Annotated in this window: 20 protein-coding genes and 1 pseudogene; 6 read left to right on the top strand and 15 right to left on the bottom strand. The window is 31.1% G+C overall.

Annotation, left to right across the window (positions count from 1 at the left end; genetic code table 11):
* The first annotated feature begins 34 nt into the window (after positions 1-34).
* The 4 genes from C4R78_RS06060 (at position 35) to C4R78_RS06045 (ending at position 4,130) form a co-directional block, all read left to right on the top strand.
* On the top strand, positions 35-886 hold the full coding sequence (locus C4R78_RS06060; RefSeq protein WP_242971206.1) for a rhomboid family intramembrane serine protease: 852 nt from the start codon (positions 35-37) through the stop codon (positions 884-886).
* Positions 887-899: 13 nt separating this feature from the next.
* Positions 900-2,162 (top strand): L-cysteine desulfidase family protein, encoded by a 1,263-nt coding sequence (locus C4R78_RS06055; protein WP_103896187.1) that lies wholly within the window; start codon positions 900-902, stop codon positions 2,160-2,162.
* 104 nt (positions 2,163-2,266) lie between these two features.
* The gene (locus C4R78_RS06050) at positions 2,267-3,466 is read left to right on the top strand and encodes an iron-containing alcohol dehydrogenase (protein ID WP_103896206.1); all 1,200 of its coding nucleotides are present in this window, start codon (positions 2,267-2,269) and stop codon (positions 3,464-3,466) included.
* 88 nt (positions 3,467-3,554) lie between these two features.
* Entirely contained in the window at positions 3,555-4,130 is a 576-nt protein-coding gene (locus C4R78_RS06045) for a hypothetical protein (protein WP_103896186.1), read from the top strand.
* A gap of 7 nt (positions 4,131-4,137) precedes the next feature.
* Here C4R78_RS06045 and C4R78_RS06040 read toward each other — a convergent pair whose 3' ends face one another.
* The 5 genes and pseudogenes from C4R78_RS06040 to C4R78_RS06020 form a co-directional block, all read right to left on the bottom strand.
* Complete coding sequence (locus tag C4R78_RS06040) at positions 4,138-4,962, bottom strand: Mrp/NBP35 family ATP-binding protein (protein WP_103896185.1); 825 nt, start codon at positions 4,960-4,962, stop codon at positions 4,138-4,140.
* 58 nt (positions 4,963-5,020) lie between these two features.
* Positions 5,021-5,434, bottom strand: a pseudogene (locus C4R78_RS09710) ((2Fe-2S)-binding protein); the annotation flags it as partial.
* Positions 5,435-5,481: 47 nt separating this feature from the next.
* Entirely contained in the window at positions 5,482-5,985 is a 504-nt protein-coding gene (locus C4R78_RS06030; RefSeq protein WP_103896183.1) for a gamma carbonic anhydrase family protein, read from the bottom strand.
* Between the two features lie 38 nt (positions 5,986-6,023).
* Positions 6,024-6,365: a hypothetical protein gene (locus C4R78_RS06025; RefSeq protein WP_103896182.1), complete on the bottom strand. Its 342-nt coding sequence runs from the start codon at positions 6,363-6,365 to the stop codon at positions 6,024-6,026.
* Positions 6,366-6,376: 11 nt separating this feature from the next.
* The gene (locus tag C4R78_RS06020) at positions 6,377-6,688 is read right to left on the bottom strand and encodes a YtxH domain-containing protein (protein ID WP_103896181.1); all 312 of its coding nucleotides are present in this window, start codon (positions 6,686-6,688) and stop codon (positions 6,377-6,379) included.
* A gap of 168 nt (positions 6,689-6,856) precedes the next feature.
* On the opposite strand from C4R78_RS06020, the gene C4R78_RS06015 reads away from it, so the two are divergent.
* Positions 6,857-8,128: an aminotransferase class V-fold PLP-dependent enzyme gene (locus C4R78_RS06015; RefSeq protein WP_103896180.1), complete on the top strand. Its 1,272-nt coding sequence runs from the start codon at positions 6,857-6,859 to the stop codon at positions 8,126-8,128.
* A 10-nt stretch (positions 8,129-8,138) separates the two neighbouring features.
* Entirely contained in the window at positions 8,139-8,366 is a 228-nt protein-coding gene (locus C4R78_RS06010) for a hypothetical protein (protein ID WP_103896179.1), read from the top strand.
* A 13-nt stretch (positions 8,367-8,379) separates the two neighbouring features.
* On the opposite strand, the gene C4R78_RS06005 is transcribed toward C4R78_RS06010, so the two are convergent.
* The 10 genes from C4R78_RS06005 to C4R78_RS05960 all read right to left on the bottom strand — a co-directional run bounded on the left by C4R78_RS06005 (position 8,380) and on the right by C4R78_RS05960 (position 18,006).
* On the bottom strand, positions 8,380-8,613 hold the full coding sequence (locus C4R78_RS06005) for a putative Se/S carrier protein (RefSeq protein WP_103896178.1): 234 nt from the start codon (positions 8,611-8,613) through the stop codon (positions 8,380-8,382).
* A gap of 4 nt (positions 8,614-8,617) precedes the next feature.
* A complete protein-coding gene (locus C4R78_RS06000) occupies positions 8,618-8,827 on the bottom strand; it encodes a sulfurtransferase TusA family protein (RefSeq protein ID WP_103896177.1) in 210 nt (69 codons plus the stop codon).
* A complete protein-coding gene (gene yedE / locus C4R78_RS05995; RefSeq protein WP_103896176.1) occupies positions 8,817-9,902 on the bottom strand; it encodes a YedE family putative selenium transporter in 1,086 nt (361 codons plus the stop codon). The genes C4R78_RS06000 and yedE overlap by 11 nt, the downstream gene beginning before the upstream one ends.
* A gap of 138 nt (positions 9,903-10,040) precedes the next feature.
* Positions 10,041-10,784, bottom strand: coding sequence for a pyruvate formate-lyase-activating protein (gene pflA / locus C4R78_RS05990; RefSeq protein ID WP_103896175.1), 744 nt, complete (start codon positions 10,782-10,784; stop codon positions 10,041-10,043).
* A 15-nt stretch (positions 10,785-10,799) separates the two neighbouring features.
* Complete coding sequence (gene pflB / locus C4R78_RS05985) at positions 10,800-13,025, bottom strand: formate C-acetyltransferase (protein WP_103896174.1); 2,226 nt, start codon at positions 13,023-13,025, stop codon at positions 10,800-10,802.
* A gap of 157 nt (positions 13,026-13,182) precedes the next feature.
* Positions 13,183-14,391, bottom strand: coding sequence for an ABC transporter permease (locus C4R78_RS05980; protein WP_103896173.1), 1,209 nt, complete (start codon positions 14,389-14,391; stop codon positions 13,183-13,185).
* Positions 14,392-14,403: 12 nt separating this feature from the next.
* Complete coding sequence (locus C4R78_RS05975; RefSeq protein WP_103896172.1) at positions 14,404-15,096, bottom strand: ABC transporter ATP-binding protein; 693 nt, start codon at positions 15,094-15,096, stop codon at positions 14,404-14,406.
* On the bottom strand, positions 15,093-16,157 hold the full coding sequence (locus C4R78_RS05970; RefSeq protein ID WP_103896171.1) for an efflux RND transporter periplasmic adaptor subunit: 1,065 nt from the start codon (positions 16,155-16,157) through the stop codon (positions 15,093-15,095). The genes C4R78_RS05975 and C4R78_RS05970 overlap by 4 nt, the downstream gene beginning before the upstream one ends.
* A gap of 89 nt (positions 16,158-16,246) precedes the next feature.
* On the bottom strand, positions 16,247-16,612 hold the full coding sequence (locus C4R78_RS05965; protein ID WP_103896170.1) for a hypothetical protein: 366 nt from the start codon (positions 16,610-16,612) through the stop codon (positions 16,247-16,249).
* Positions 16,613-16,656: 44 nt separating this feature from the next.
* A complete protein-coding gene (locus C4R78_RS05960; protein WP_173689748.1) occupies positions 16,657-18,006 on the bottom strand; it encodes a sulfurtransferase in 1,350 nt (449 codons plus the stop codon).
* Positions 18,007-18,023 lie beyond the last annotated feature (17 nt).

Genomic DNA, 18,023 nt, shown 5'->3' with positions numbered 1-18,023 from the left:
GTTATAATAAATATTAGCAAAAACTATCGAAGGGATGATTAAAATGAAATGGCTTTATAAGCTTGAAAACAAATATTATAAATATTCTATTAAAAATTTAATGTTATATGTAGTTACTTTAACCTTTTTAACATACATATTTTCTACATTTAACCCTTTCATTATCGAAAAACTTTCCTTTACCCCAAGTCTTATTCTAAAGGGTGAAATATGGCGTCTTGTAACATTTCTTTTTATTCCACCTACATTTAACCCCTTAGGACTTTTAATAACCCTTTATTTTTTCTACATGATAGGAACATCCCTTGAAAACTATTGGGGTTCTTTTAAATTTAATATTTATTACTTTCTAGGCCTTTTAACAACTATAATTGCCATGTTTATAACAAATACCCAAGGAACTTCTTTTTATCTTAATCTTTCATTATTTTTAGCTTTTTCGTATCTATTTCCTAATATGGAAATACTTTTATTTTTTATTTTTCCAATAAAGGTTAAATATATAGGATATTTATATTGGTTATCTCTTTTCTATACTATATTGTTTGGATCTTTGTCATTAAAAATATCTGCTATATCTTCAGTAATTAACTTTTTAATTTTCTTTGGACATGAAATATTTACAAAAATAAAAATAAGAAAGAAATCATATTTAAGAAGAAAACAATTTCAAAGTCAAATCCCCAAAATTAAAAAGTACCATCATAAATGTACAGTTTGTGGTATAACCGATGTAGATGATCCTACCATGGAATTTAGATACTGCACAAAATGTGCTGGTAAACATGCCTATTGCTCTAAACACCTTTATAACCATACTCACATAACCGAGGAAGAAGAACTTAAATCAAAAATAATAGAATTTAAACCTAAAGATAAAAAGTAAAGGAGTGTATAAAATGGAATACCTAAAGATATTAAAAAGAGAAGTTATACCTGCATTAGGATGTACAGAACCTGTAGCAGTAGCTCTATGCTGTGCAAAAGCTAAAGATGAACTTAAAGATTCTCCTGAAAGAGTAGAAGTTTTTGTTAGTAAGAATGTATTTAAAAATGGAATGGGCGTAGGTGTTCCTAATACAGGAATGGTAGGGCTTGATATTGCTGCTTCCATTGGAAGTATTATGGGAAATTCTTTAAAGGATTTAAAACTCCTTGAAGATGTAACACCTAAAATATTAGAAGAAGCTAAAAACTTTCTGCAAAGTGGTAAAGTTAAAGTTAAATTTAAAGAAACAAAGGACAAGCTTTATATTGAAGCCATCCTTTATTCTAAAAATGAATATGTAAAGGTTATTATTAAAGGAAAGCACAATAACATAGTTTATGTAGAGAAAAATGGAAATATAATTTTAAATAACAACACAGAAGAAGTAGCTTTATCTAATAAAAATGAAGTTCTTTCAGTTAAAGGAATATATGATTTTGCAACATCAATTGACTTTAAAGATATAGCTTTCCTTATTGATGGCGCAGAAATGAATAAAAAAATAGCCAATGAAGGTTTAACAAAAGACTATGGTCTTAAAGTTGGAAAAACGATAATGGAAAATATTAAAAAAGGAATTTTAGGAGATGATATAAACAATTACGCTATGGCTTTAACTGCTGCTGCATCTGATGCTAGGATGTCAGGAGCTACTTTACCTGTTATGAGTAGTGCAGGAAGCGGAAATCAAGGTCTTACTGCAATCCTTCCTATAGTTGCAGTTTCAGAAAAAATAGGATATGATAAAGAAAAACTAGCAAGGGCTATAGCTATAAGCCATTTAATAACCTACCATATTAAAAATCATTTAGGAAGGTTATCTTCTGTATGTGGATGCGGTGTTGCCGCAGGAATAGGAGCAAGCTGTGGTATAACCTATCTTCTTGGCGGAGGATATGATAAAATAGTTAAAGCCATAAAAAACATGATAGCAAACCTTACAGGAATGATATGCGACGGTGCTAAGCCAAGCTGTGCTTTAAAACTTGCAACTTCAGCTTCAGCAGCAGTTCAATCTGCCCTCTTAGCTATGTCTGACATTGAAGTTTCAAAACACGATGGAATTATTGAAGAAGATGTAGAAAAGACAATAGCAAACCTTGCAAAAATAGGAACACAAGGAATGTCAATAACTGATGATGTTATATTAAATATAATGATTAGTAAATGTTAGGGTGCTTTGCACCCTTTAAAATTATTCTTGACTTGGAAATATATTTCTGAGATAATAATTTTAGGTTCTTTGTTATATTAATAACAATGGGGGGGATGGCTGTGATTTGGGAATCAAAAATGCCAATAAATGAGGTTAGGGAAATAAGATGTAAAACAACTGTATTCTTTGGAGTTGGGGCTATTAAAAAAATATTTGACATTTGTGCTGACCTTAAAAATAGGGGAATTGATAAGGTAGTTGTAGTTACTGGTAAAGGTGCTTATGAAAAAACAGGTGCATGGAAACATGTTGTAGAAGCTTTTAATGCCCATGGAATCCAATATGTTCTTTATAATAAAGTAACTCCAAATCCAACAACAGACCAAGTTGACGAAGCTACAAAGCTTGGTAAAGAATTAGGAGCAAGAGCAGTTATAGGTATTGGAGGCGGAAGCGCTATTGATGCTGCAAAAAGCGTGGCAATACTTTTAGAATATCATGATAAAAATTGCAGAGATTTATATGAATTTAAATTTACTCCTTCTAAGGCCGTTCCTATCATCGCTATAAATTTAACCCATGGAACAGGAACTGAAGCTGATAGATTTGCAGTTGTAAGCATACCTGAAAAGGAATACAAACCAGCTATAGCATATGACTGCATATATCCACTTTATTCAATAGACGATCCTTCTTTAATGACTATGCTACCAAGAAATCAAACTCTTTATGTTTCCGTTGACGCAATGAATCATATTATCGAAGCTGCAACAACTAAAACAACTAATCCATTCTCAATACTTCTTGCAAAAGAAGCATTTAGACTTATAACAAAATACTTACCACAAGCTCTTATGCATCCTGAAGATTTAACTGCAAGATATTACCTATTATATGCTTCATTAATTGCAGGAATTTCATTTGATAACGGTCTTTTACACTTTACACATGCCCTTGAACATCCTCTAAGTGCTGTAAAACCTGATCTTGCTCATGGATTAGGACTTGGAATGCTTCTTCCCGCAGTTATAAAACAAATATATCCTGTTTGTTCAGAAGTTTTAGCTGATGTTTTATCACCAATAGCACCAGACCTTTTAGGAGTTCCAGGTGAAGCTGAATACGCTGCAGAAGCAATGGAAAATTGGTTGCGCCAAATGGGACTTGTTGAAAAACTTACAGATTTAGGCTTTAGTGAAAATGATATAGATAAATTAACTGACCTTGCCTTAACAACACCAGGCCTTGACATCCTCTTAAGCGTTGCACCTATTCCAGCAACAAGAGAAGTAATAAAGGAAATCTATAAAGATTCACTATAAAAGTTGTTTTATTTTAGGATGGACAATATTCAAATGTCCATCCTTTATTTCTTCTATTATTAAAATTTTTATAAATTGAGGTGGTACTATGCAACTGAAATTAGCTAAAATAATAAGCATTATTACTACTGTTCCTATGTTTGCATTATTTACAATTCTATTTATCCATAAAAATACATTTATTTTCAACGATGTAAAATGGTTATATTTTTGCATCATATTTTTAACTTTAATCCCTATATCCTCCTACTTTATTCAAAATTTCATTCCATCTATCAAAGCACAGGGACGAGAGGGTGAAAGAAAATTAGCTTTTATTTTTGGAGTATTATCTTATATACTAGGAACAATATTAGCTTTTTATCTTAATGCACCTTATAAAATAAAAATTATATTTCTATCTTATCTTTTATCAAGTATTGTCTTGACTTTTATAAACAAAGTTATAAAAATAAAAGCCAGCGGTCATGCATGCGGAGTCTCTGGTCCCTTAACTTTTACCTTTAGATTTATTGGATATAAAACTCTTATATTTTCTATTGCTCTCCCCTTAACATGGTGGGCAAGGCTTAAAATGAACCGCCATACATCCAAGGAGCTTGTAATTGGAACATTTGTTGGCATATTTTCAACTTTAGCTGTATTAATAATATTAAATGGATAGGAAAATCCTATCCATTTATCTTTTTTAATATTTTCTCTACTATAGGCTCAAATATCTTTGAAATGTTATCTTTATTTTCATTGTATAATTCTAAATTATTCATATATTCATTCATTGGAAGTTCTCCAAGAAACTCCACATCTAAATCCTTTATAAACTTTTCAAAATCTCCTTTAAACAATCTAATCTTTTTCCCACAATCTGGGCAAGTGATATAGCTCATATTTTCGATTACACCTAAAACATTTATATTCATCTTTCTTGCCATGTTAATAGCCTTTGCAACAATCATTGAAACCAAATCCTGTGGAACAGAAACCATTATAAGTCCCGTAATCGGAATAGATTGCATTATTGTTATTGCAACATCTCCTGTTCCAGGAGGCATATCGATTATAAGATAATCTAAATCCCCCCATAAAACCTCATTCCAAAACTGCTGAACTACACCTGTTATTATGGGCCCCCTCCAAATTACAGGCTGATTTTCATCCTCCATTAAAAAGTTTAGAGACATTGCCTTTATTCCATCATCAGTTTCCACAGGAAAAATAAATTCTTCGTTACCTGTTGCCCTTTTATCTTTAATCCCTAAAAGTCTTGGAATGCTTGGGCCTGTTATATCGGCATCTAAAATGCCAACCTTGTAACCTTTTTCTCTTAACTTTTTTGCAATAAGAACTGAAATAGTAGATTTTCCAACTCCACCCTTACCGCTCATTACAGCAATAACCTTTTTAATGTTGTTGTTCGGGTTAAATTTAATTGAACATGTTCCAGCATCTTTACTGCTGCAGGTTGCAGCTGAAGGGCATGTATTGCAATTTGACATAATATCACCTCATTTTTAGCATTTGACATTTATATGTTAACTCTTTATATTATTTTTGTCAAATGCCAATATACTTTTCCATAACTCTTTTTATATCATTGCTGCAACATTTCCCCTTTGGATTATTTACTTCACAATTACAATTTTTCATAGCACCTGTCATTATTATCACATCTTTTAAAGTTCTTGCCCCATTTTCTACTGCTGCTTTTATATCTTCTTCTGTAACATTGCTGCAATAGCAAATAATTTTAGGATTAGCATCCTTTTTAAACCATACGGGAACCTTTATACTGTCCTTAGTAAATATTGTTTTATCAGAATAATAAACCACATCACAATCTTCATTAAGGCAAATACTATATTCTTCCTCTGGTATCTCTTCTTCTTTTACTAAATGTTTAACTGTAACTAAGCTAACCCTATCTCCTTCAAAATTACAAACAGGGCATTTAACTTTAGCTTCAACTGAAGCTGCTTTAGGACCTCAGCAAGACCTTGAATAAACCATGTTATCACCTACCTATAGTTTTTTGAAAGCTCTATATAATGCTTTGCAGAATTTTTAAGATATTCTATTTCCTCATCAGTTAACTCCCTTATAATCTTTGCTGGAGACCCCATACATAAAACCCTTGGAGGTATTTTTTTGTTTTGAGTTACTAAAGAACCTGCTCCAATAATCGTATATTCTCCAATTTCTGCGTTATCTAAAATTATAGAACCCATTCCAATAAGCGAATAATCTCCTATTTTACAACCATGAATAATACAATTATGCCCTATTGTAACGTAATCCCCTATTATAGTTGGACTTTGCCCTGTTGAAGCATGAATGGTAGTATTGTCTTGAATATTTGTTCCTTTTCCAATCTTTATGCTGTTTACATCTCCCCTTATTACCGCATTAAACCAAACATTTGACTCCTCTCCAATTTCAACATCTCCAATAATATGAGCCCCTTCAGCAATAAAAACAGTTTCATGAATTTTAGGCAAAAAATTCAAATATTTGTGCTTCATGCAAACTCCCCCTAAGTATTAGTATAAAAAAGCCGCTTTTAGCGGCTTTTTTTAGTCCAAAATTCTTTTAATTCATTTATTATACTCAATATAGCACCTATTATAGATATAAAATCTGCACCATCTTTGGTTGTAGCTACTTCATTAAAATTTAAAAATTTATCAATATATTCTACTTTTTGTTTTGCTGAACTTGTTATTTGACTTATATTTTCAAGGGAATCCTCTATACTTTTTTTATTTTCTTGTAAAATAACATTTATGTTTTCAATAAGTTGGCTTAAATTTTTTAAAGTTTTAACAAGATATACTGTTATTATTATAAACAAAACTAAAATTAAAGTAAAAAACAAACCCTGAGCTGTTATCGTTAGTGTCATATATCCACCTCTTATTCATCTAAATTTTGTTGTGAATTTTGAGATGAATCTTGATAAATTACAATTTCCTTTGGATTATCCTTAAACTTATGTTTTACCGTTTGAGCTGTTTCCTTTACCTTTAAAGCAGCTTTTTGGGATACATCCTTAACTGACTCTTTTAATTCCTTCCTTGTTTCTTTACCTGACTTTGGAGCTGTTAAAATTCCTGAAACAATGCCTATAAAACCTCCTGCTAAAGTTCCAATTGTTAATCCCTTTTTTAGTCCTCTCATCTCCTTATTTTTTCCTTTAAAATCCAATTCGATTGTAAATCTTGGCATACCCACCCCTCCTTTTGGTTAATTATATCACTGTATGAATAAATTAGCAATTGTTTAATGACATATTTATTTTATTCAACCGATAAAAAAAGGTTACAAAATTTATATTTATGTCAATTTTTACAATTCTTAATATAATAATATAAAAAGCCCTTGAGGTTGGTTTATATGAATTTTAGAAACCTAGTAGTAGGAGTTAACACATTAGTTCCCTTAAAAAATGGGAAATTAACTAGGTATATAAATTTTGACAATGCTGCAACAACTCCTCCTTTTTATAGCGTTATGCAAAGCATAAACCAATTTGCTCCATGGTACTCGTCAATCCACAGGGGCAACGGTTATAAATCAGTCCTATCAACCGAAATATACGAAACATCTAGAAAAAAGGTCATGGAATTTGTTGGAGCAGACCCTATGATGGATACTGTAATTTATGTTAAAAACACAACAGAAGCTATAAATAAACTAGCAAACAGACTTTGTAAAGATGATAAGTGCGTTATACTTTCTACTCTTATGGAACACCACTCAAACGACCTTCCTTGGAGAGAAAAATTTTTCGTTGACTATGTAGAAACAGATAACTGTGGGAAACTTTCCCTCGAAGATTTAGAAATGAAACTAAAAAAATATGAAGGTAAAGTTAAGCTTGTTACAGTAACAGGAGCTTCAAATGTAACTGGATATGTAAATCCATATTATAAAATTGCAAAACTTGCCCACAAATACGGAGCCATGATTCTAGTAGATGGTGCTCAACTTATTCCCCATAAAAAATTTGACATGAAACCCCATTTTTCAAATGAACACATAGACTTTGTTGCTTTTTCAGGCCATAAAATGTATGCTCCCTTTGGAATTGGTGCACTGGTTGGACACAAAAAAGTATTTGAAAAAGGAGAACCTGACTATAAAGGCGGTGGTACTGTAAAATTAGTTTCCCAAGAATTTGTTATATGGGAGGATCCTCCTTACAAAGAAGAAGCAGGAACTCCAAATCTTATGGGAGTGATAGCTTTAGTTTCTGCAATTGAAACTTTACAAAAAATAGGAATGGATAAAATAGAAGAATATGAAAACTCTTTATTGGAATATGCTAATCAAAGATTATCTCAAATCCCTGAGGTGGAACTTTACTGCAGTAAAACTTATGATAGAGTATCAATTATTCCATTTAACATTAAAAACCTTCATCATTCAAAGGTAGCCCAAATCTTATCAGAATATTTTGGTATAGCAGTAAGAAGTGGTTGTTTTTGTGCACAACCTTATATACAAAGACTTTTAAAAATAAACAAAGAAAAAATTTTAGAATTTGCAAAAAATCCCAACCTTGAAAGACCAGGAATGGTAAGATTAAGCTTTGGACTTTATAATACCTTTGATGAAATAGATACATTAATAAAAGCCATTAAAATAATTATAAAAAATTATTGAAGGTGATATTATGACTTGGTTTAGCACAAAAAAAATTATAGCCATAATGCTTACAACGGTTTTTTGCTACCTTAGCATAAAAGGAGTAGTAAGTTCAACGGAATTTCTAACTGTATTCACAATGATAGTATCTTTTTACTTCGGACAATCAACAGCAAGGGATACTTTGAAAGATAGCAGCACACTTAAAGTAGAAAATCATGTAAATGAAGAAAATAATAGCCAAATTAAAGAATAGGAGCTTATTGCTCCTATTCTTTATATACTACTTTATATTCAAAATCATCTTTTATGAAAATTCCCTCAACTTCTTCTATTATAAATCCTTGTATATTACCTTCATACTTAAAAGTTGCTGCTATACCACAGCTTGAACTTAAAACTCTAGGAGTTGGCATAAGCATAACTTCTATACCTTTTTCCTTTAAAAATCTTTGAAACTTAAAAGCACCATTTTGAGTATAAAAAGTTACTACGTATTCCATTTACTCACCTACTTAAAGTCAAAAGTATTCCTTCATCGTTTTCTAAAATATCAATTTTATATCCATTATTCTTTGCAAATCTTTTTATATTTTCCCTTGCAGTAACATTATCAACCAAAACCTTAACACAAGAATAAGATTCCATGGCTTTTTTAGTCATAAGAACTGGTTCAGGACATGCCCTTCCTCTTGCATCTATTATATTATCCTTCAATTTTAATTCCCCCTTTTATTTTAACATTTAAATCCTTTTCAATGTTAAAATATCCTATTAAAGTTACTACAATAAATCCTATAACAACAGCTATCTTTCCATTTAATGTAGGACCATCTGGGGAAGAAGCAAGCTTAAAATTATGAGCAAATGCTGCTCCAAGAAGCATTCCAATTACAGTTATAACTGAATCTATGTTTCCTTCTGCCGCTAAAATAAGTTGTCTTAATGGACAGCCTCCAAGTAAAACTGAGCCAAAACCTGCAAGTGTCATTCCTAGAAAATTCCACAAAGCATCATTATGGGCTACAGGCTGTTTTACAAAACCTAAGTTAAACTTTCCTATTAACATATTACCAACTAAGGCTGCAACAAAAATTGATATAAATCCCGATATTAAGTACCAATCTTTAAATAAGATAAGATCTCTTATACCACCTACCATACATAACCTAGTTCTTTGTGCAAAAGCTCCTACTATAAGCCCTACAATTAAGGATAATAAAATAGGTGCATGCATAGAACCTGGACCCTTTTGGCTAAAAAATATAAACGTTGGAGATAAAATCAAAATTATAAAAAGAACTAAATTAATCAAAGGAAATAAAAATCCCTCAGCTTTATTTAAATTATATGTTCTTTTTAATGTAAATCCCTTATTTAAGAAAATTATACCTATGTATATCCCTACAACAAATCCTATAAGTCCAACAACAGCATTTAAATCTCCTCCAGCTATTCTTAATACCATTCTTAAAGGACAACCAAGGAACATTAATGCGCCTATCATTACTATAAAACCAAGAACAAATCTTACAAAGGGCGAAGAGCCTCCCCTTGAATAAAATTCCTTCTTGCCATAAGACATTAAAAACGCACCTATAACAATGCCTATTATCTCTGGTCTTATATATTGAACAACTTCTGCCCTATGTAATCCAAGTCCTCCTGCTATATCCCTTATAAAGCAAGCAATACAAATCCCCATATTAACTGGATTTCCAAATTTCACAAGTAAGACTGATAAAATTCCCACTATAAGTCCATTAATTATTATATGTTTTTTATCCTGCATATCCATCCCCCTCATCTTTTGTTTTCAAGTTAAATTGTATAACAAAATCATAAATATTAAAAATAGTTAATTTTTATAAATATTTTGAATGTTATTTATTTTTTATATCAAAAAAAAGTAGGCGCAAAGCACCTACTTTTACATTGCAATTTTTTGTATTTTTTTATCATACAACTCTTCATTTAATATAGAATATAATTTTTCTAACCTTTCCTTATCAAGAGGAGGAACTTCCTTTAACCTATATTCAATGTTCATACTTTCATATTTATTAACTCCATGAACATGATAAGGCAAAAGCTCAACTCTTTCAACATTAGGTATTGAGTTTATAAACCTTGCAAGTTTTCTTATATGATCTTCTCCATCGGTTATTTTAGGAACCACAACATGTCTTATCCAAAGCTTATTTTGATTTCTTTTTACAGAATTTAAAAACTCAAAAAAGCCGTGTCTGTTAAATCCTGTAAGTTTTTTATGTTCTATATCATTTATATGCTTAATATCAAGTAAAACTAAGTCTGTCCATTTTAAGATTTCGTCATATTTTCCTATTCCATAGCCTGATGTATCTAATGCTGTATGAATACCTTCTTGTTTACATCTTTTAAAAAATTCTATAACAAAATCTGGCTGTAAAAGAGGCTCTCCTCCAGATAAAGTAACCCCTCCATTTGAACGTTGAAAATAAACTTTATACCTTTTAACTTTATTTAAAAGCTCTTCAACTGTAACTTCAAATCCTCCTTTTAAATCCCAAGTATCGGGATTATGACAATATAAACACCTTAGTCTACATCCTTGCATAAATACAACAACTCTTATTCCCGGTCCATCTACAAGTCCCATAGTTTCTATAGAGTGAACTTTTGCCGTTATCATTTCAAACATCCTTTCTTATATTCTTTCATGGAAGGTTCTTTTTATTACCTCAAGTTGTTGCTCTCTTGTAAGCCTTGCAAAATTTACAGCATACCCTGAAACTCTTATTGTAAGGGATGGATACTTTTCAGGATGCTCCATAGCATCTTCAAGCATTTCTCTATTTAAAACATTTACATTTAAATGATGAGCTCCTTGGCTAAAATATCCATCGAGTATTGCAACAAGATTGCTTATCCTATCATCTAAATTCTTTCCTAAAGCCTCAGGAATAATTGAAAAAGTATTTGAAATACCATCCATACAGCAGGAATATGGTATCTTAGCAACAGAATTTAAGGAAGCTAATGCACCATTTATATCTCTTCCATGCATTGGATTTGCTCCTGGAGCAAAAGGTTCTCCTTTTTTTCTTCCATCTGGAGTTGATCCTGTTTTCTTTCCATATACTACATTGGAAGTAATAGTTAAAACAGATAATGTATGGATAGCATTTCTATATGTCTTATGCTTCTTAAGCTCATTTATAAATTTCTCAACTATTTCAACAGCTATCTTATCTACCCTATCATCGTCGTTTCCAAACTTTGGATAATCCCCCTCTATTTCAAAATCAACAGCTATACCATCTTCCCTTATTGGTTTTACTTTTGCATACTTTATAGCACTTAAAGAATCAACAGTAACAGAAAGTCCTGCAATTCCAAAGGCCATTAGTCTTTCAACATCTGTATCATGTAAAGCAAGTTGTAATGATTCATAAGCATATTTATCATGCATATAATGAATTACATTCATTGTATTAACATAAAGTTCGGCAAGCCATGCCATAGTTTTTTCAAATCTTTTCATAACGTCATCATAATCTAAATACTCTCCTTGAGGTAAATCCATCTTAGGTCCTACTTGAACTTTTAAAACCTCGTCAACTCCACCATTTATAGCATATAAAAGGGCCTTTGCAAGGTTTGCTCTTGCACCAAAGAACTGCATCTGCTTTCCAACCTTCATAGCAGATACACAACAAGCTATAGCATAGTCATCTCCAAATATTGGTCTCATAACATCATCATTTTCATATTGAACTGAATCAGTTTTTATAGAAATTTCGGCACAGAATTTTTTAAAGTTTTCTGGAAGATTAACTGACCATAAAACTGTCATATTAGGCTCTGGTGCTGGTCCTAAATTAATTAAAGTGTGTAAAAATCTATAACTTGTTTTTGTAACTAATGTTCTTCCATCTTCCCCCATTCCACCTATAGCTTCTGTAACCCAAGTAGGGTCTCCTGCAAACAATTCATTATACTCTGGAGTTCTAAGATGTCTTGCGAGTCTAAGTTTTATAACAAATTGGTCTATAAGCTCTTGTGCTTCCTCTTCTGTTATAATTCCCCTTTGTAAATCCCTTTCAATATAAATATCAAGGAAAGTGCTAACCCTTCCTAAAGACATTGCTGCTCCGTTTTGCTGTTTTATTGCTGCAAGGTATGCAAAATATAACCATTGAACAGCCTCTTTTGCATCTTTTGCAGGTCTTGATACATCATAACCATAAGACGCTGCCATTTCCTTTAATTCCTCTAAAGCCTTTATCTGTTCTGTAAGCTCTTCTCTAAGCCTTATTACTTCATCTGTCATAGTTTTATTAAGTTTTTGTCTATCTTCTTTTTTCTTTTCTATTAAAAAGTCAGCGCCATATAAAGGAAGCCTTCTATAATCTCCAATTATCCTTCCTCTTCCATAAGCATCTGGAAGACCTGTAATAACTCCTGACTTTCTTGCAAGCCTCATCTCATCTGTATATGCATCAAATACCCCTTGATTGTGGGTTTTTCTATATTTTGTAAATATCTCTACTATCTTAGGATTTACTTCATATCCATAAGCTTTTGCAGCATTAACTGCCATCCTAATGCCGCCCCAAGGATTTACAATTCTTTTTAAAGGAGCATCTGTTTGAAATCCTACTATTACCTCGTTTTCTCTATCTAAATATCCTGGCTTATAAGCATTTATTCCTGATATAGTATCTGTATCTACATCTAAAACTCCTTTTTTTATTTCTTCTAAAAGCAAACCTTTTGCCTTTTCCCAAACCTTTTTTGTTCTCTCTGAAGGCCCAGCTAAAAAGGAAGAATCTCCATAATAGGGGGTATAATTTTTTTGAATAAAATCTCTAACATCAATATCTTCCATCCAACGTCCTTCTTTAAATCCTTCCCATTCTAAAAACCTCATATTATAACCTCCCGGAATAATCTCTAATATTATTATATAATATTTTAAGTTCTGTATCAATGGATTTTTTCAGTTATTTTCTTAACTTTTGAAACTGTTATATTCAATTTTGAATACTGTTTTAAAATAAAATAGGTATAACCATAAATGGTTATACCTACTCATATCTTAATGCTTCTATAGGATCAAGTTTTGAAGCCTTATTAGCAGGATAAATTCCAAAGAATATTCCAACTGCACTTGAGAATAAAAATGCAATTAAAATAGTTGAAATACTAATCTTTGGCGCAAAATTTAAAATGCTTCCTATTAAATAAGCTGCAAGTATTCCAAGCATCATTCCAATTATTCCACCTATTAAAGATATTATAAGGGATTCTATTAAAAATTGAATTAAAATATCTCGTCTTCTTGCACCTATTGCTTTTCTTATTCCTATTTCTTTTGTCCTTTCTGTTACTGAAACAAGCATTATATTCATAACCCCTATACCACCAACTATAAGAGATATACCTGCTATAGCTCCTATTACAGCTGTAAAAATTGAAAGAATTCTATTTACCTGATCAAGCTGTTTTACTAAATTTTCAGCCTTATATTTATTTTTATTATGGTGAATAGATTCTAAAAGCCTTATTATGCTGTTTGCAATCGCTTCACTATCTTTTGTATTTTCCAAAAGTACTTCTATTTGATTTATATTAAAAGTTTTATCAAAAATAAATTCTGAAACTGATATAGGAATATATGCAAATATAGGCATGTTATCTGCAAAACTTGCTGCAAGAGCTCCATTTTCATTTTTATAAACTCCAATAATTAAAGCCCTTATCATTTTTTCATTATTGCCTATCTTTACAGTTTTACCAACACAATCCTCATATCCAAACAATTTTTTAGCACTTATATTATCTATTAATAAAACCGGCCTTTTAGTTAAAACATCCTTTTCCGAAAGAAATCTTCCATATAATATATCAAGCTTATATATTTTATTAAAATCACTATTAGTTGCCATAAACAAAGCTCTTTTTTGAGCCTTTTCAGTTTTTAAAATCCCTATCTGTTGAAAAAAAGGGGCAGCATTTTGAACTTCCTTTATTCTTGATTTAATAACATTTACATCTTTTAAAGTAAAATAATCTTTCTTGCTTAAACTTGCATTGTTATCAACTTTAATCTCTATAATGTTTACACCTATCTTTTCAAATTCTCCGGTTATAGCTTTTTGCCCTCCTTGGCCTATAGAAACAATAGTTATAACGCTGGATATACCAATTATTATTCCAAGCATAGTCAAAAACGACCTTAACTTGTTGGCAAATATTGAAGATATAGCTATTTTAAAACTTTCATATAAATTCATTCAAACCACCACCTAATAAACTATCCTATTTTCAACGCTTTTATCATATATAATGCATCCATCCTTTATTCTAATTTCCCTTTTAGTATGTTTTGCAATATCCATCTCATGGGTCACCATTATAATGGTAGCCCCCTCTTCATTTAAAGCTTGAAATATCTTCATAACTTCTATGCTAGATTGGGTATCTAAATTGCCAGTTGGTTCATCTGCCATAATAATAGAAGGATTCATAACAATGGCCCTTGCTATAGCAACCCTTTGTTTTTGTCCTCCGGATAACTCATTAGGTTTATGGTAAAATCTATCTGAAAGACCAACCTTTTCTAAAGACTCCTTTGCAAGCTTTAATCTCTTTGAATAAGGCACTCCAGCATAAATCAAAGGCAGCTCTACATTCTCTAAAGCTGTAAGCCTTGGCAGAAGGTTAAAAGCTTGAAATACAAAACCAATTTCTCTATTTCTTATTCTTGCAAGTTCATCGTCTGAAAGAGAAGATATATCTACATCCTTTAAATAATACTTTCCTTCAGTTGGTCTATCAAGACATCCTAATATATTCATAAGAGTTGATTTCCCTGAGCCTGAAGGTCCTACTATAGAAATGTATTCACCCTTTTTAACTTCAAGATTTATTCCTTTTAAAGCAGTATATTCTACTTTGCCTGTAGAATAAACCTTTATTATATTTTCAAGCTTTATCATTCTCTCACTTCCTTTTCAAAAACCCTTGCTCCGTCATAAAGGGTTGATGGAGGATTTAATACTACTTTTTGCCCTTCATGAAGCCCCTGAACCTCAGATTCTACGTCTGATGAAAATCCTGTTTTTATCTTTACTTTCTTAGCTATATTATTTTCAACAATATATACATACTCATTGCCATGTTTGTCTGTTATAATAGCTTCAACAGGTATCTTTAAAACATTTTGCTTTTTACCCTTTACTATATCAACATCAACATCAAATCCAGGTTTTAAATCGCCAAAATCTAGAATCTTTACATAAGCTTTAATAACCGTATCTGTTCCTTGAATAGATTGGCTTTTAGTTGCAACAGGACTTATGTAATCTAAAACTCCTTTATACTCTTTATCATAAAACTTTATTATAACATCCTGGCCTTTTTTAAGATTTATAACATCATACTGATTTATATTTAAAGCCACATTTAAATTGTTTACATCTTCAACGGTAATTAAAATTCCTTGAGCTACTGCTCCTTCCTTTGCATTTAAAAATGTAACAACTCCATCTATATCGCTTGTAATATACCTTTGTTGCTTACTGATATTATCTTTTATGCTTAAAACATTAAGCCTTGCAATTTCAACTTGTTTTTCTTGAATTTTTATTTGATTGTCTAAATTTTGTCCCTGCTGCAACCTAGCATCTAAACTCAACCTTTCCTTTTGCTCCTTTAAAGCTTGAAGCTGAAGTTTGGCAATCTCATATTGATTTTGGGCAATCTTAAGCTGATTTGAAAGATCCTGAACCTCAAATTCTATAAGTTTTTGCCCCTTTTTTACTTTATCCCCCTCTTTAACATACACTTTAACTATTTTACTCCCAAAACCAAAATACTCTTTTTTATTTTTTGATTCAACAACACCATTAGTAGAATATACAGAAACAATTTCTCCCTTTTTTACAACATCCGTTGAAACTTCTATTCCCTTTTTTATTTTTTTATTTAAAGTTACTATAGCCAAAGAAAATAACGCTAATATAATTGTTATAGTCAAAAAAACTTTTGATTTTTTCATAATATCACCCCTTTTATTAAATTTATTTTTATTTTAATCATTTTTCAAAATTATGGCAACTAAAAATAAAATGCCCCAAAAGGGGCAAATCATTTTATTATTAACTTTATAACTTCAATGAAGATATCTAAAAGCAATATGATAATAAAAAAATATCTGGTATTAAAAGTCTTACAAAGCAAAAGTAAAATCAAGGCAAGATTTAAAATTATAAGAAATATAGCTTTTTTCTTTAACTTATAAAAAACAATTAATGAAAGCAATAAAAAAAACATTGATAAAATAAGATAAAACTTAATAAATTCTGCTTTAAATACGGTATTTTCAAATAGGCTATTTTTAAATATTAAATATCTTGCAACCCCCATTCTTTTTTTAGAAAAAAATTGTAAAACACCAACTAAAGCTATTAAAAACATTTGAATTAAAAATAAAATATTTCTTAAAACTTTCATTCTATCACCTTCTAAAAAAATAAGGATGCCTTTGCATCCTCATTTTACCTTTTTGGCTCCCCAACTTCAATAGGAAGACCTTTTGTATTACACCATTCATTCCATCCACCATCATAAAGACAAATCCTTTCAAGTCCCATAACATCAGCATACCATAAAACCTCAGCAGCTCTCCATCCGGTTCCACAGTAAAAAGCAAGCCTTTTATCTGGAGTTATACCCCACTCTTTCCAAAATTCTAAAATTTCCTTTGCATTTCTCATTGTATTATCTATATTTCTAAAATCTTGCAAATTATTTGGATCTGTTCCTGCATGTCCCCATACCGCTCCTTGAGGACGTCCTTTACCTTTTATATAATCATAGCCAGATGTTTTTCCAATATATTCATCCCAGCTTCTAATATCAACAAGGCAACTTCCTTCTTTATCCTTTAATATCTCTTTAGCCTCAGGAAGATCTATAATATAATCTTTATTAACTGGGATCTTGGCTCCAAAGGATTTAACAGGAGTTTTCTGATTTTTTTTAGTCTCAAGTTCATATCCTTCTCTTTTCCATGCTTGAAGTCCTCCGTTTAAAACTCTAACATCCTTAACCCCCATATACTTTAGTATAACAGCAACTCTAAAGGCAGCCATTGAATCAGTTCCATAAAGCACAACCGTTGTATCCGTAGTAATACCATTTCTTAATGCAAACTTTTCAAGCCTATCATCAGATAGCCTATTCCACATAGGCCCTTCTTCTACTTCATCTGTATTTATGTGGACAGCCCCTGGAATGTGCCCTTCATTATGATCCTTTGATTCTTCTCCCCAACTTACTTCAAATATTTTAAAAGGCCCTCCTTTATAAGTTTCTGGCTTTTTACCATCTATTAAATCCTTTACCCACTTTGCAGGAACTAACATATAATAATTTTTATAGCTTTCCATTGGAAGATTTTTATCCTTTGCCCACTGTTTTACGTCATATATATAAATATTTTTAAAACCATTTTTGCTTAAAAATTCTGCTACTTTTAACGCATCTTTGCCATTAGCATCATATAAAACAACATTTTTATCAGGAGTTATTCCTTTATTCTTTGCAATTTCTAAAAGTTTTGCTTCTTTATCCTTTATGTCTACATCAAGCCAATAAGATGAAAAATCTGTTGCTCCTTTTATGTGGCCTCCTCTTTCTATACCATCTAATTTCCAGCCATTAAATGCATCGTTAATTCTTGTATCCACAATTATGTAATTACTATTGTTTAAATTATCCTTAAGCTCCTGAGTTGTAATAGTTTTAAAATTTGAAATGCTTTGGTTTTCAACTTGTTGTGAACAAGATGAAAACAAAGAAATACTAAAAAATAAAGCTATTATCATTGAAAATAGTTTCTTCAAGATAACCCCCTCCTAAG

Source organism: Caloramator fervidus, from assembly GCF_900108045.1.
Lineage (GTDB): Bacteria > Bacillota > Clostridia > Clostridiales > Caloramatoraceae > Caloramator > Caloramator fervidus.
The sequence above is the reverse complement of the archived record's forward strand: the minus strand, read 5'-3'. Positions and strand labels throughout refer to the sequence as shown.